General features: G+C 65.6%; 13 protein-coding genes. 5 read left to right on the forward strand and 8 right to left on the reverse strand.

What is annotated here, in order from left to right:
* Nucleotides 1-3: 3 nt before the first annotated feature.
* The gene (locus tag AC1DW2_RS24665; RefSeq protein ID WP_477007314.1) at nt 4-747 is read right to left on the reverse strand and encodes a GyrI-like domain-containing protein; all 744 of its coding nucleotides are present in this window, start codon (nt 745-747) and stop codon (nt 4-6) included.
* A 251-nt stretch (nt 748-998) separates the two neighbouring features.
* Between AC1DW2_RS24665 and dapF the strand changes: the two genes are divergently transcribed.
* Both dapF and mtaB read left to right on the forward strand, forming a co-directional pair.
* Nucleotides 999-1,874, forward strand: coding sequence for a diaminopimelate epimerase (gene dapF, locus AC1DW2_RS24670; RefSeq protein WP_477007315.1), 876 nt, complete (start codon nt 999-1,001; stop codon nt 1,872-1,874).
* Nucleotides 1,874-3,127 carry a tRNA (N(6)-L-threonylcarbamoyladenosine(37)-C(2))-methylthiotransferase MtaB gene (gene mtaB / locus AC1DW2_RS24675; RefSeq protein ID WP_477007316.1) on the forward strand — a complete coding sequence of 418 codons (1,254 nt, stop codon included), beginning with the start codon at nt 1,874-1,876 and terminating at the stop codon, nt 3,125-3,127. Before dapF ends, mtaB begins: the two co-directional genes overlap by 1 nt.
* 151 nt (nt 3,128-3,278) lie before the next feature.
* On the opposite strand, the gene AC1DW2_RS24680 is transcribed toward mtaB, so the two are convergent.
* Nucleotides 3,279-4,388: a DUF2336 domain-containing protein gene (locus AC1DW2_RS24680; protein ID WP_477007317.1), complete on the reverse strand. Its 1,110-nt coding sequence runs from the start codon at nt 4,386-4,388 to the stop codon at nt 3,279-3,281.
* A gap of 248 nt (nt 4,389-4,636) precedes the next feature.
* Nucleotides 4,637-5,305 carry an RluA family pseudouridine synthase gene (locus tag AC1DW2_RS24685; protein ID WP_477007357.1) on the reverse strand — a complete coding sequence of 223 codons (669 nt, stop codon included), beginning with the start codon at nt 5,303-5,305 and terminating at the stop codon, nt 4,637-4,639.
* Nucleotides 5,306-5,398: 93 nt separating this feature from the next.
* Between AC1DW2_RS24685 and ftsY the strand changes: the two genes are divergently transcribed.
* Both ftsY and AC1DW2_RS24695 read left to right on the forward strand, forming a co-directional pair.
* Nucleotides 5,399-6,346 (forward strand): signal recognition particle-docking protein FtsY, encoded by a 948-nt coding sequence (ftsY, locus tag AC1DW2_RS24690; protein WP_247306788.1) that lies wholly within the window; start codon nt 5,399-5,401, stop codon nt 6,344-6,346.
* A gap of 2 nt (nt 6,347-6,348) precedes the next feature.
* The gene (locus AC1DW2_RS24695) at nt 6,349-6,951 is read left to right on the forward strand and encodes a septation protein A (RefSeq protein ID WP_477007318.1); all 603 of its coding nucleotides are present in this window, start codon (nt 6,349-6,351) and stop codon (nt 6,949-6,951) included.
* Nucleotides 6,952-7,088: 137 nt separating this feature from the next.
* Here the strand turns inward: AC1DW2_RS24695 and AC1DW2_RS24700 are convergent, their stop codons facing one another.
* From AC1DW2_RS24700 to ccmA, 5 genes are all read right to left on the reverse strand, one after another.
* On the reverse strand, nt 7,089-7,682 hold the full coding sequence (locus tag AC1DW2_RS24700) for a DsbE family thiol:disulfide interchange protein (RefSeq protein WP_477007319.1): 594 nt from the start codon (nt 7,680-7,682) through the stop codon (nt 7,089-7,091).
* 10 nt (nt 7,683-7,692) lie between these two features.
* Nucleotides 7,693-7,878: a heme exporter protein CcmD gene (ccmD, locus tag AC1DW2_RS24705; protein WP_014490637.1), complete on the reverse strand. Its 186-nt coding sequence runs from the start codon at nt 7,876-7,878 to the stop codon at nt 7,693-7,695.
* Nucleotides 7,875-8,606 (reverse strand): heme ABC transporter permease, encoded by a 732-nt coding sequence (locus AC1DW2_RS24710; RefSeq protein WP_038932544.1) that lies wholly within the window; start codon nt 8,604-8,606, stop codon nt 7,875-7,877. The genes ccmD and AC1DW2_RS24710 overlap by 4 nt, the downstream gene beginning before the upstream one ends.
* Before the next feature lie 91 nt (nt 8,607-8,697).
* Nucleotides 8,698-9,366 (reverse strand): heme exporter protein CcmB, encoded by a 669-nt coding sequence (gene ccmB / locus AC1DW2_RS24715; RefSeq protein WP_028150494.1) that lies wholly within the window; start codon nt 9,364-9,366, stop codon nt 8,698-8,700.
* Nucleotides 9,367-9,640: 274 nt separating this feature from the next.
* Nucleotides 9,641-10,243: a heme ABC exporter ATP-binding protein CcmA gene (gene ccmA, locus AC1DW2_RS24720; RefSeq protein ID WP_477007358.1), complete on the reverse strand. Its 603-nt coding sequence runs from the start codon at nt 10,241-10,243 to the stop codon at nt 9,641-9,643.
* 243 nt (nt 10,244-10,486) lie between these two features.
* Here ccmA and acnA point away from each other — a divergent pair, with 243 nt between their 5' ends.
* Nucleotides 10,487-13,207 (forward strand): aconitate hydratase AcnA, encoded by a 2,721-nt coding sequence (gene acnA / locus AC1DW2_RS24725; RefSeq protein ID WP_063980406.1) that lies wholly within the window; start codon nt 10,487-10,489, stop codon nt 13,205-13,207.
* Nucleotides 13,208-13,347: the final 140 nt, after the last annotated feature.

Consider the following 13,347-nt stretch of genomic DNA (forward strand, 5'->3'; position numbering starts at 1 on the left):
CTCTCACTTCAATGGCACGAACACGTTGATCACGAGCTTGTCCTCGGCCGTCTTCAGGGGATCGGTGAGGTACTCCTCGATAAAGGTGTCCTTGGCTTCCAGCTTCTTGTCGTCGAGGTGATTGGTGATCGCCTCATAGGTGTTGTCCATGTTGTCGTAGGAGCCGCGATGGACGAATTTCAACGCCTTGCCTTCCGGCGATTTGCCGATGCTCATGTCCTTGGGCAGGTTCTTCGGGTCCTGCTCGACCGGGATCTCGGCCAGGAAGGTGAAGCCGGTGTCGTCGGTTGAGGTGTAGACGATCATCGAATTGCCGGCGGGCTTGATGCCCTGCTTGTCCAGCAGCGTGTTCAGCGCCTTGAAAGCGTCGATTAGCGTGTCGAAGGCCGAATCCCAATTGGCAGTGCCCTTGACCATCACGACCTTCTTCGGCTCGAGCGTGGTCTCCAGGCCAAAGGGATCGGCGGTCTGCACCGGGGCAGGTGTCGCGGCCGCAGCGGGCGGTGGGGCCGCCGGAGCGGGTGAGGGCGAATCGCTGGCCGCAGGCGATGGCGCCGGAGAGGGCGCCGCCGCGGGCGCAGGTGCGGCACTTGCAGCCGGGGAGGGCGAGGCCGACGGAGCCGGCGAAGGGCTGGCCGACGCGGCGGGCGCCGGGCTGGGGGTCTGCGCCAGAGCGCCGGGCACGCCAAACGACATGGTCGCTGCCGGGATCAGCGCGAGCAGTGCGAGGCGACAAAAACGATTCATTCTATTCTCCCCAAGGGCTTATGCGCCAAGGCCTTACATCCAAGCCTTGCGTCGCCAAGGCCTTACACCGTCAAGGCCTTACGTCCCCAAGGCCCTGAGCCGGCCGCGCGTCCCGGATTGCGCGAACCGTGCCGTTCTAACACGCGAGTGCCGAATTCGTCCCATGACAGATGCGTCATGGCTATGGCGGCAAATCACTGGCCAAGCCGCCAAGGATCGCCATATAAGGCAGGCGAAATTCGGGACATTTCATGAGCGCTCTGGCCAACCACGCATTTGCCAAGATGAACGGCATCGGCAACGAGATCGTCGTTGTCGACATGCGTGATTCCGCCGCGCCGGTGACGCCGGACGACGCCCGCGCGGTCGCGTCCGCGCCGGGCGGCGTGCCTTACGACCAGCTCATGGTGCTCCGGAAGCCGCGGTTCGACGGGACCGAGGCCTTCATCAGCATCTACAACAATGACGGCTCCGAGGCCGGCGCCTGCGGCAACGGCATGCGCTGCGTGGTGCGGCGCATCTTCGAGAAGACCGGGCAGACCACGGCAACGTTCGAGACCGCTGCGGGCTTGCTCAATTGCTGGCAGGGCCCGGCACCCGATCTCTACACCGTCGATATGGGCGCGCCGAAGTTCGGCTGGCAGGACATTCCGCTGGCAGAAGAGTTTCGCGACACCCGCTACATCGAGTTGCAGATCGGACCGATCGACAATCCGATCCTGCATTCGCCCTCGGTGGTGAGCATGGGCAATCCGCATGCGATCTTCTGGGTCGAGGACGTCAACGCCTACGATCTCGAGCGTTTTGGTCCGCTGCTGGAAAATCACCCGATCTTCCCCGAACGCGCCAACATCACGCTCGCCCACATCGTCGATCCCCAGCACATCACGATCCGCACCTGGGAGCGTGGCGCGGGCCTGACCAGAGCTTGTGGTTCGGCGGCCTGCGCGACCGCGGTCGCTGCCGCGCGGCTGAAGCGCACCGAGCGCAATGTCGAGATCACGCTGCCCGGCGGCAAGCTCGGGATCGAATGGCGTGAAAGCGACGACCACGTGCTGATGACGGGCCCCGCGACCTTCGAATATGAGGGCTCCTTCGATCCGGCGCTGTTCGCGCCGGTCGGCTGATGGCCGTCGACGTCGTCACCTTCGGTTGCCGCCTCAACGCCTTCGAGGCCGAACTGATCCGCCGCGAGGCCGAGGGCGCGGGCCTCTCCGACACCATCGTCATCAACAGCTGCGCCGTCACCAACGAGGCGGTGGCGCAGGCGCGCCAGTCGATCCGCAAATTGAAGCGCGAACGGCCGGGGGCGCGCATCGTCGTCACCGGCTGTGCGGCGCAGACGCAGAGCCGGATGTTCGCAGACATGGCCGAGGTCGATCGCGTCCTCGGCAATGACGACAAGATGCGCAGCGAAGCCTGGCGCGATGCGCGTGCCGCGTTCGATCTCGGTGCGAGCGAAAAGATCGCCGTCAGCGACATCATGGCGGTGAAGGAGATGGCGCCGCATCTGATCGACGGCTTTGCGAGCGGCCTGCCGCGCGTGTTCGTGCAGGTGCAGAACGGCTGCGACCATCGTTGCACGTTCTGCATCATCCCCTATGGCCGCGGCAATTCACGCTCGGTGCCGATGGGCGCGGTGGTCGATCAGGTGCGGGCGCTGGTTGCGCGCGGCCATGCCGAGATCGTGCTGACCGGTGTGGACCTCACCAGCTATGGCGCCGACCTGCCGGGTGCACCAAGACTCGGCATGCTGACCAAGCAGATCTTGCGGCATGTGCCGGAGCTGAAGCGCCTGCGCATCTCCTCGATCGATTCGATCGAGGCCGATGCAGATTTGTTGGATGCCATCGGCGACGATGCGCGCCTGATGCCGCATCTGCACCTGTCGCTGCAATCCGGCGACGACATGATTTTGAAGCGCATGAAACGGAGGCATTCGCGCAACGACGCGATCGCGTTCTGCGACCAGGTTCGCCGCCTGCGTCCGGATATCGCCTTCGGCGCCGACATCATCGCGGGCTTTCCGACCGAGACCGAGGAGATGTTTTCGCGCTCGCTGGATCTCGTGGAGGAGTGCGGCCTGACGTTCCTGCACGTCTTCCCGTATTCGCCACGCCCCGGCACGCCGGCCGCGCGGATGCCGCAGGTCGCGGGCGGTGCGATCAAGGAGCGTGCGAAGCGGCTGCGTGCGGCGGGCGAAGTGGCATTACGACGGCGGCTGCAAGAGGAAGTGGGTACGACGCGCGATGTGCTGATCGAGAGCGACAGCCAGGGCCGCACGGAGCATTATCTGCCGGTGGCGATCGCGGGTGAACGCGTTGGCCGTGTGGTGCCGCTGATGATTGCCGGCAGCGATGGCGAGCGGCTCACCACATAATCAGTGTCGTCGCCCGGCTTGACCGGGCGACCCAGTACGCCGCGGCCTCTCCGCATCCCACTAACTCTCTGGAATACCGGATCACCCGCTCCAGTGCGCAATTGCGCACAAGGCGGGTGATGACACCGGTGTGTGTAGCGCGCGGCGCGCCCTACAACGCCCGCACCTGCCAGAATCGCAGCGTCCGCCGCGCGTTCTCCGACGTCATTCGCGCGTAATTGCTTTTCGCCCTCGCGATATCAGCGGGTTTCATCGCGCCGGTGGCAAAGCGACTCTCGAGCACGGCGGCTGTGGTTTCCCAGCTGAGCTGGGCCGCCTTGCACGGCACCAGCAGGCCGTCCTCGCGCAGGCTCTGCATCAACGGGCGAATCACCTCAATGGTCGATCCGGACAGTGCCGCCAATGCAGCCACGGCTTCCTCGTAGCGCCGCTGCGTGGCGAAGCCGAGCAGCGTCGCTTCGGTCAGCTGGCCAGTCGCCTTGAGATTTGCGATGGCCCGCTTGGCGCCTTCGAAATCGCGCACGACCGACATCTCGCGCTCGACACCGACGGTCACGGCGGCGATCGCGCCCTGGATCTCCTCGAACAGATGCGGCGGTGCGCGCGACAGCAGCCGGGTGCGCACGGCATCCGTCGCAGAACGCAGCAACCGGCGGCGCAAATCGGACGGCAGGTCGACGCGGACGCCGACGCTCACGGCGAGCTCGGGATCGGCCTCCGCCTGCCCGACGATGACGGCAAATCCGTTTCCGGAAACGCGCGCGCCGGGATTGGCGGCAAGCCGCCGGCTGACGCTGGGATAGCGCCGCGCCAGCAGCGCGTCGGTGACGATCTCCTTGAGCCACCAGCGACCGGCGACCGCGAGCAGATGCGATTCGCCCTTGCTGGAGGCGATCTTCACCAGCTCGCCATCGTCGAGGCGCGCGGATTCCTGGAGCACCGGGCCGGCGATGCGAATTTCGTCATTATTGGCGAGGCGGCGGATCACGGAGGGCGGCGCCTGCGCGATCGGCGCAAGCTGCGCGCTGATCTCGGCCAGCGCAATTCGTGCGCCCATGTCGGCGATGGCGCGCAGCTCGATGGTGCCGATCAGACGCTCGAGCACGTCGTCGAACAGCGCGATCTGCTCGTTGCCAAAACTTCCGGCGGAGGAGAGGAACAGGTCGGTGACGCGGCGGGCCGTTTCCAGGCCCTTTTCCGCCGAGCCGAGCCGAATCGCTGATTCGACTTCATCGATGATCGAAAACTCGGCCGTGGACATGACGCGTTGCTCGTCCTGAGCGAATGACGGAAGCTTGTTCTAAGCAATCGCTATCAATAGAGACGAGCACTGAACGTTTCGTAAACCACGGGGCGGAAGGCGAGCACTGCTTTCCTCCCCGACCGGCCACTGCTCCTCATCCTGAGGAGCCCGCGAAGCGGGCGTCTCGAAGGATGGCCGCGGGCGACAGTCGGGCCTTCATGGTTCGAGACGGCACTGACGCGCCTCCTCACCATGAGGGGCTAAAACTATTCCCCATTCCACCCGCAGGCGCGGAGCTTCTCGTGCATGTGGGGCGGGGCCGGCGCCACCACGCGGATCGGCTCCTTGTTCCGGGAGATCGGCACCACGATCTCGCGGGAATGCAGGTGCAGCCGCGGCTCGCCGAAGCGCGGGCCGTTGCCGTAAATGTTATCGCCGAAAATCGGCCAGCCGGTCGCGGCCGAATGCACCCGCAATTGATGGGTTCGGCCGGTCACCGGTTCCATGGCGAGCCAGGTCAGCCCGTCGCCCCGGCCCATCACCTTCCAATTTGTGATGGCTTTCTGCCCTTCCGGGTCCGGCTTCTGCCACCAACCGCGCTCGGCATTGAGCCGGCCGAGCGGCATGTCGATGGTGCCTTCGTCCTCGGCAGGGCCGCCCTCGACCACGGTCCAGTAGGTCTTGCCGATCTTGCCGTGCTTGAAGAGCAGGCCGAGTGAGGCCGTCGCCTTGCGATGGCGGCCGAGCACGAGGCAGCCGGAGGTGTCCTTGTCCAGCCGGTGGGCCAGCACCGGCGGCCGCGGCAGGCCGAAACGAAGCGCGTCGAACGACGTTTCCAGATTGGCCCCGCCCTTGGGGCCGCGATGCACCGGCAGGCCGGCGGGCTTGTCGATGACCAGCATCAGCCCATCGCGATGGAGCACGCGCGCCAACATCTCGTCGGCGGTCAATTCGGGAACATCGAGCAATTGCAAGACTTTCGGTCAACACTTTCGTTTGGGAGCCGGAACGGCTAACACACCGCCACCATGAACGATACCACGTCAGATCCCCCCAAGCTGAGCTGGTGGCGCCGCCTGTCCAACGGGCTGAAGCGTACCTCGTCCTCGCTCGGGACCGCGGTCGCCGACCTCGTCACCAAGCGCAAGCTCGACCGCGCCATGCTCGACGACATCGAGGACGTGCTGCTGCGCGCCGACCTCGGCACGTCGGTCGCGGTGCGGATCGCGGACGCCGTCGGCACGGGGCGCTATGACAAGGCGATCTCGGCGGACGAGGTCAAGGACGTCGTCGCCACCGAGGTCGAGAAGGTGCTGGCGCCGGTGGCAAAGCCGCTCGAGATCGACGCGGGCAGGAAGCCGTTCGTCATCCTCGTCGTCGGCGTCAACGGCTCCGGCAAGACCACAACCATCGGAAAGCTCTCGCAAAAATTCGCATCCGAAGGCCGCAAGGTGATGCTGGCCGCCGGCGACACGTTTCGCGCGGCCGCGATCGAGCAGCTCAAGGTCTGGGGCGAGCGCACCAGGACGCCGGTCATATCAGGCACGCAGGGCTCGGATTCGGCAAGCCTCGCCTTCAACGCGCTGACGGCAGCGAAGGAGCAGGCCATCGACGTGCTCCTGATCGACACGGCCGGCCGCCTGCAGAACAAGGCCGAGCTGATGAACGAGCTCGAAAAGGTCGTGCGCGTGATCCGCAAGGTGGACGACACTGCGCCGCATGCCGTGCTGCTTGTGCTGGATGCTACGGTCGGCCAGAACGCGCTGTCGCAGGTCGAGGCCTTCCATCGCACGGCGGGGGTCACCGGCCTCGTGATGACGAAGCTCGACGGCACCGCGCGCGGCGGCATCCTGGTGGCGCTCGCGGAGAAATTCAAACTGCCGGTGCATTTCATCGGCGTCGGCGAAGGCGTCGACGATCTCGCGCCGTTCACCGCGCGCGATTTCGCCCGCGCGATCGCCGGAATCGAAAGCTGAGAATGGACAAGACCCAGCCGCATCCGCTGTTCAAGCTCGCGACCGAGCTCGGTCCGCTGCTCGTGTTCTTCTTCGTGAATGCGAAGTTCAATCTGTTCGCCGCGACCGGCGCCTTCATGGTCGCGATCGTCGCGGCGATGATCGCGTCCTATGTGGTGACGCGCCACATCCCGATCATGGCGATCGTGACAGGCGTGATCGTGCTGGTGTTCGGCACGCTGACGCTGGTGCTGCACGACGAGACCTTCATCAAGGTCAAGCCGACCATCATCTACGGCCTGTTCGCGGCGATCCTCGGCGGCGGGCTGTTGTTCGGCCGCTCCTTCATCGCCGTGATGTTCGACCAGATGTTCAACCTGACCCCGCAGGGCTGGCGCATCCTCACGCTGCGCTGGGCGCTGTTCTTCGCCGGCATGGCCATCCTGAACGAGATCGTCTGGCGCACCCAGAGCACGGATTTCTGGGTGAACTTCAAGGTGTTCGGCGTGACCCCGCTGACCATGATTTTCGCCATCGCGCAGATGCCGCTGACCAAGCGCTACGGGATCGAGCCGGCGTCGCTGGAGGCGAGCGAGGCCGAGGCGGGGGATGTAAGGAAAAGGTGACGGTCTCGTGTCCTGGACGCGCCAAGCGCGAGCCGGGACCCAGGCTCTCTCCAGAAGTACCTTCGTGGTGACGTGGGCCCCGGCTCTGCAGCGCACCGCTTACGCGCTGCGCCGCGTCCGGGGCACGAGAGCGGAGCTCAGCTCCCCGCCTTCAACGCCTTCTCCATCTGCGGCAACAACACGGTCCGCAGATTGTCCGGCGTGATCGGTCCCACCAGCTTGTAGACGATGGTGCCTTCGCGCCCGACGACGAACGTCTCCGGCACGCCATAGACGCCCCATTCGATCGAGGCGCGGCCGTTGGCGTCCACACCGACGCGGCCGAACGGGTTGCCGTAGCGGCCGAGGAAACGGCGCGCGTTGTCGGCCGTGTCCTTGTAGTTGATGCCGACGAGCTGGAAGCGCTTGTCCTTGGCGAGCTCGGTCAGGAGCGGCGCCTCGTCATGGCAGGGCACACACCAGGACGCCCAGACATTGACGAGGCTGACCTTGCCCTTGAACGCGGCGGGATCCAGGCCCGGCACCTGCGAATTGTCGGCCAGCAATCCCTCGAGCGGCGGCAGCGCGGTCTGCGGCGCCGGCCGGCCGATCAGCGCGGACGGAATCCGCGAGGGATCGCCGCTGCCGAGCCGGAACCAGAATAGCAGCGCCAGGGCGATGAAGGCGATCAGCGGCAGCACCATCAGGAAGGTGCGGCGCTGCGGCGGAGCGGAAGTCGGTTGATCGCTCATGATTGATCGCTCACGGCGTGTCCGTTGCGCTGCGTCCGGAGCGGCGCGTGACGCCGCTGCGGTCGAGCTCGCGCAGGCGCTCGGTCTGGCTGCGATAGTCGAGCACGATCCAGCCGATCAGGATCACGACCACGAGCGCCGCCGCAGCATAGGACGTCACGATGAAGGACGCGTAGGGACCAAGTGACATCGTCATGCGGCCTTCTGGCTCGCCTGCATCATCTGCAAGGAGCGGACGCGGCGGCGCAAAATCTCGTTGCGCATCGCCGCCAGGTGCAACGTGACGAACAGCAGCGTGAACGCGATGGCCATCAGCAGCAGCGGGATCAGGAACGATTTGTCGAGCGTCGAGCCGCCCATGCGCATCACCGACGCCGGCTGGTGCAGCGTGTTCCACCAATCGACCGAGAATTTGATGATGGGCAGGTTGATCGCGCCGACCAGCGTCAGCACCGCGGCCGCGCGTGCCGCGCGCGAGGGATCCTCGACCGCGCGCCACAGCGCCATCAGGCCGAGATACATCAGGAAGAGGATCAGCACCGAGGTCAGCCGCGCGTCCCATTCCCAATAGGTGCCCCACATCGGCCGGCCCCACAGCGATCCCGTGAGCAGCGCGAGAAAGGTGAAGGCGGCGCCGATCGGCGCGGCGGCTTTGGCGGCGACGTCGGCGAGCGGATGCCGCCACACCAGCGTGCCCAATGAGGCGATGCTCATCACGCCCCAGACGAACATCGACAGCCAGGCGTTGGGCACGTGGATGAACATGATCTTCACCGTCGCGCCCTGCTGGTAGTCGTCGGGCGCGAGAGCGGACTGGTAGAGGCCGATGGTGAGCAGGATGACGGTCGCGGCCACAAGCCACGGCAGTACCCGCGCCGTCAGCGCGAGGAACCGTGTCGGATTGGCGAGATCGATCAGCGTCATGGTATTCTGATAATCACAGGTCAGCACTCACGCAATCAGCATAAAAGCGCGCAGCGAAAGTTGATCGGGGTCAAGGGCAATCCGGCCCATTTCAATCGAGACCATGGCGCAGGCTCGCCGCCGCCGCGAAAGGGCCGATGACGAGGCTGACCAGCGACAGCGCGCACAGGATCGAGAACGGCGCGCCGAACGTCATGGGACCGACGATCACGGCCTGCGAGGCCGCGACGCCGAAAATCAGCACCGGGATCGACAGCGGCAGCACCAGCACGGCCATCAACAGTCCGCCCCGGTGCAGCGTCACCGCAAGCGCCGCGCCGATCATGCCGGTGAAGGTCAGCGCCGGCGTACCGGCCAGGAGCGTCAGCGCCACCGCCCCGGTTGCAACCATGTCGAGGTTGAGCAGCAGGCCGAGCACCGGGGTTGCGACAATCAGTGGCAGGCCCGCGGCCAGCCAATGCGCCAGCGCCTTGGCGGCGCAGGCGAGTTCCAGCGGCGTCCGGCTCATCGTGATCAGGTCGAGCGAGCCGTCCTCGTGGTCGGCCATGAACAGCCGGTCCAGGGTGAGCAGGCTCGCCAGCAGCGCGCCGAGCCACAGGATCGCCGGCCCGAGCCGCGACAGCAGCGCCAGATCCGGCCCCACCGCGAACGGCATCAGGACGACGACGGTCAGGAAGAACAGCACGCCGATCAGCGCCCCGCCGCCGACGCGGAGTGCGATCCGGATATCCCGGCGGATGAGGGCGGACAGGGCGGTCATGGGGTGGCTCCCCTGGGCGACGAGACGACCTCAGCCGGGTGCCCCAGGCAAACTGCGCTCCCTCCCCCCTTGCGGGGGAGGGCGGGGGAGAGGGGTAGCCCCGGGAGAGATGCTTTTGAAGCGTTGACGGCGAGCAACAGAGCGCTCGCCTCCCCAGCGCTAGAACCGAATCGCCCTACCGTGCCGCACCCCTCTCCCCGACCCTCCCCCGCAAGGGGGGAGGGAACGGAGAGAGCCGGGCCCGGCCGCTTGGAAAACTGAGGGTCCATCGGAATCATGCTGAACCCCCAATCCTCAGCTCCCGCGAATCGATGCCCAGCGGCGCATGCGTCGCCGCGATGATCAGGCCGCCTCGGCCGAGATGCTCCCGCATCAGGCCCTCGAACATGCCCTGGCCGGCCACGTCCAGCGCCGTGGTCGGCTCGTCCAGCAGCCAGACCGGGCGGCGCACCGTCAGCAGCCGGGCCAGCGACAGGCGGCGGCGCTGGCCGGCGGACAGGAAGGCGGCCGGCAAATGGGTGGCGTGATCGAGCCCGACGATGGCGAGGCTCTTGGCCGCATCACTGCGCTCGCCGCCCAGAAAATCAGCCCAGAATGACAGGTTTTCCGCCACGCTCAGCGCCGGCTTCAGGGCGTCGCGATGGCCGAGATAGTGGCACTGCTCCGGCAGCGTCAGCTCGGCATCGCCGCCGGCGAGCGCGATTGTCCCGCCGGCCGGAATCAGCAGGCCCGCGATCAGCCGCAGCAGCGAGGTCTTGCCCGAGCCGTTGCGGCCCACGACCGCCACGGCCTCGCCCGAGACCGCCTCGAAATCGAGCCCGGAGAACACCTCGCGGCCGCCGCGCACGCAGACGACCCCGCGTCCGGACAGCTGCATCTTGCCTTGGTTCAATCCGCTCAAAGCCTGGCCTCAGGAAATCTTGGGGTAGCGCATGGGAATTTTTGGCTCGCGGATTGCTGCGGCACGTTTGTGGCTGTGGCGGCGCGGTTAGAAAGCTTCTATAAGCCCGGAACTACTTGATGCAGCAACTTAACCTGCCCCTGCAAGCGACCCAGCCGGACTCGCTGACGGTGTTAAAATACCCCTTGCCGGGTATAACTAACAATTGGGATTTCCTACATGACCTCGCTCGACAGCTTCAAATGCAAAAAGACCCTCAAGGTCGGCGCCAAGACCTATGTCTATTACAGCCTGCCCACGGCCGAGAAGAATGGTCTGAAGGGAATTTCGAAACTCCCCTATTCGATGAAGGTTCTGCTCGAGAACCTCCTGCGCAACGAGGACGGCCGCACGGTCAAGAAGGAAGACATCGTGGCGGTGTCGAAGTGGCTGCGCAAGAAGTCGCTGGAGCATGAGATCGCATTCCGCCCGGCCCGCGTGCTGATGCAGGATTTCACCGGCGTGCCGGCCGTGGTCGACCTCGCCGCGATGCGCAACGCGATGCAGAAGCTCGGCGGCGATGCCGAGAAGATCAACCCCCTGGTGCCGGTCGACCTCGTCATCGACCACTCCGTGATCGTGAACTTCTTCGGCGACAACAAGGCCTTCGGCAAGAACGTCACCGAGGAATACAAGCAGAACCAGGAGCGCTACGAGTTCCTGAAGTGGGGCCAGAAGGCGTTCTCGAACTTCTCCGTCGTGCCGCCCGGCACCGGCATCTGCCATCAGGTTAATCTCGAATATCTCTCCCAGACGGTCTGGACCAAGAAGGAGAAGATGACGGTCGGCAAGAAGACCGGCACCTTCGAGGTGGCCTATCCCGACTCGCTGGTCGGCACCGACTCCCACACCACCATGGTCAACGGTCTCGCCGTGCTCGGCTGGGGCGTCGGCGGCATCGAGGCGGAAGCCTGCATGCTCGGCCAGCCGCTGTCGATGCTGCTGCCCACCGTCGTCGGCTTCAAGCTGAAGGGCGCGATGAAGGAAGGCGTCACCGCGACCGACCTCGTGCTGACCGTGACGCAGATGCTGCGCAAGCTCGGCGTGGTCGGCAAGTTCGTCGAGTTCTTCGGTCCCGGCCTTGATCACCTGTCCGTCGCCGACAAGGCGACCATCGCCAACATGGCGCCGGAATATGGCGCGACCTGCGGCTTCTTCCCGGTCGACGCTGCTGCGCTCGATTACCTCAAGACCTCCGGCCGCGCTCCGGCGCGCGTCGCGCTGGTGCAGGCCTATGCCAAGGCGCAGGGCCTGTTCCGCACCGCCAAGTCGGCCGATCCGGTGTTCACGGAAACGCTGACCCTCGACCTCGGCGACGTAGTTCCCTCGATGGCCGGTCCGAAGCGTCCCGAAGGCCGCATCGCGCTGCCGTCGGTCGCCGAAGGCTTTTCGCTCGCGCTCGGCACCGAGTACAAGAAGACCGACGAGCCCGGGAAGCGCTTTGCCGTCGACGGCAAGAACTTCGAGATCGGTCATGGCGACGTCGTGATCGCCGCCATCACCTCCTGCACCAACACCTCGAATCCGAGCGTCTTGATCGGCGCCGGCCTGCTTGCGCGCAACGCTGCCGCCAAGGGCCTCAAGGCAAAACCGTGGGTGAAGACGTCGCTCGCGCCGGGCAGCCAGGTGGTCGCGGCCTATCTCGCCGATTCCGGTCTGCAGGCCGATCTCGACAAGGTCGGCTTCAACCTGGTCGGCTTCGGCTGCACCACCTGCATCGGCAATTCCGGTCCGCTGCCCGAGGAGATCTCGAAGTCGATCAACGACAACGGCATCGTCGCGGCCGCCGTGCTCTCCGGCAACCGCAACTTCGAAGGCCGCGTCTCGCCGGACGTGCAGGCGAACTATCTCGCTTCGCCGCCGCTGGTCGTCGCCCACGCGCTCGCGGGCAGCGTCACCAAGAACCTCGCCGTCGAGCCGCTCGGTGAAGGCAAGGACGGCAAGCCGGTGTACCTCAAGGACATCTGGCCGACGACGAAGGAGATCAACGCTTTCATGAAGAAGTTCGTGACCGCGTCGATCTTCAAGAAGAAGTATGCCGACGTGTTCAAGGGCGACACCAACTGGCGCAAGATCAAGACGGTCGAGAGCGAGACCTATCGCTGGAACATGAGCTCGACCTATGTGCAGAACCCGCCCTATTTCGACGGCATGAAGAAGGAGCCGGAGCCGGTCACCGACATCATCGAGGCGCGCATCCTCGCCATGTTCGGTGACAAGATCACCACCGACCACATCTCGCCGGCCGGTTCGATCAAGCTCACCTCGCCCGCCGGCAAATATCTCAGCGAACACCAGGTGCGTCCGGCCGACTTCAACCAGTACGGCACGCGTCGCGGCAACCATGAAGTGATGATGCGCGGCACCTTCGCCAACATCCGCATCAAGAACTTCATGCTGAAGGGCGCTGACGGAAATATCCCGGAAGGCGGTCTCACCAAGCACTGGCCCGACGGCGAGCAGATGTCGATCTACGACGCCGCGATGAAGTACCAGCAGGAGCAGGTGCCGCTGGTGGTGTTCGCCGGTGCCGAATACGGCAACGGTTCCTCGCGCGACTGGGCTGCGAAGGGCACGCGCCTGCTCGGCGTCCGCGCCGTGATCTGCCAGAGCTTCGAGCGTATCCACCGCTCCAACCTGGTCGGCATGGGCGTGCTGCCGCTGACCTTCGAGGAAGGCACCTCCTGGTCGTCGCTCGGCCTGAAGGGCGACGAGAAGGTCACGCTGCGCGGCCTGGTCGGCGACCTGAAGCCGCGTCAGAAGCTGACCGCGGAGATCGTCTCCGGCGACGGTTCGTTGCAGCGGGTTTCGCTGCTTTGCCGCATCGATACGCTGGACGAGCTCGATTACTACCGGAACGGCGGCATTCTGCACTACGTGTTGCGCAAGCTCGCGGCCTAAGCGCGAATTTGTGAACGGTGGCTCACCGCGACGTGAGTAGAAGGTTAAACGAGGGCGGCCTATCACAAGGCCGCCTTCGTGCGTTAGAACACGCGTCCGATGGTCCCGCCCGGCGGAAAACCTCGCCCCGGACGGGTGAG

This window comes from Bradyrhizobium sp. P3_C3 (assembly GCF_056402655.1).

Bases quoted from the DNA above. Each gene is read 5' to 3' on its own strand.
- AC1DW2_RS24665 (WP_477007314.1), bottom strand. From the start codon at position 747: ATGAATCGTTTTTGTCGCCTCGCACTGCTCGCGCTGATCCCGGCAGCG.
- dapF (WP_477007315.1), top strand. From the start codon at position 999: ATGAGCGCTCTGGCCAACCACGCATTTGCCAAGATGAACGGCATCGGC.
- mtaB (WP_477007316.1), top strand. From the start codon at position 1,874: ATGGCCGTCGACGTCGTCACCTTCGGTTGCCGCCTCAACGCCTTCGAG.
- AC1DW2_RS24680 (WP_477007317.1), bottom strand. From the start codon at position 4,388: ATGTCCACGGCCGAGTTTTCGATCATCGATGAAGTCGAATCAGCGATT.
- AC1DW2_RS24685 (WP_477007357.1), bottom strand. From the start codon at position 5,305: ATGTTGGCGCGCGTGCTCCATCGCGATGGGCTGATGCTGGTCATCGAC.
- ftsY (WP_247306788.1), top strand. From the start codon at position 5,399: ATGAACGATACCACGTCAGATCCCCCCAAGCTGAGCTGGTGGCGCCGC.
- AC1DW2_RS24695 (WP_477007318.1), top strand. From the start codon at position 6,349: ATGGACAAGACCCAGCCGCATCCGCTGTTCAAGCTCGCGACCGAGCTC.
- AC1DW2_RS24700 (WP_477007319.1), bottom strand. From the start codon at position 7,682: ATGAGCGATCAACCGACTTCCGCTCCGCCGCAGCGCCGCACCTTCCTG.
- ccmD (WP_014490637.1), bottom strand. From the start codon at position 7,878: ATGACGATGTCACTTGGTCCCTACGCGTCCTTCATCGTGACGTCCTAT.
- AC1DW2_RS24710 (WP_038932544.1), bottom strand. From the start codon at position 8,606: ATGACGCTGATCGATCTCGCCAATCCGACACGGTTCCTCGCGCTGACG.
- ccmB (WP_028150494.1), bottom strand. From the start codon at position 9,366: ATGACCGCCCTGTCCGCCCTCATCCGCCGGGATATCCGGATCGCACTC.
- ccmA (WP_477007358.1), bottom strand. From the start codon at position 10,243: ATGCAGCTGTCCGGACGCGGGGTCGTCTGCGTGCGCGGCGGCCGCGAG.
- acnA (WP_063980406.1), top strand. From the start codon at position 10,487: ATGACCTCGCTCGACAGCTTCAAATGCAAAAAGACCCTCAAGGTCGGC.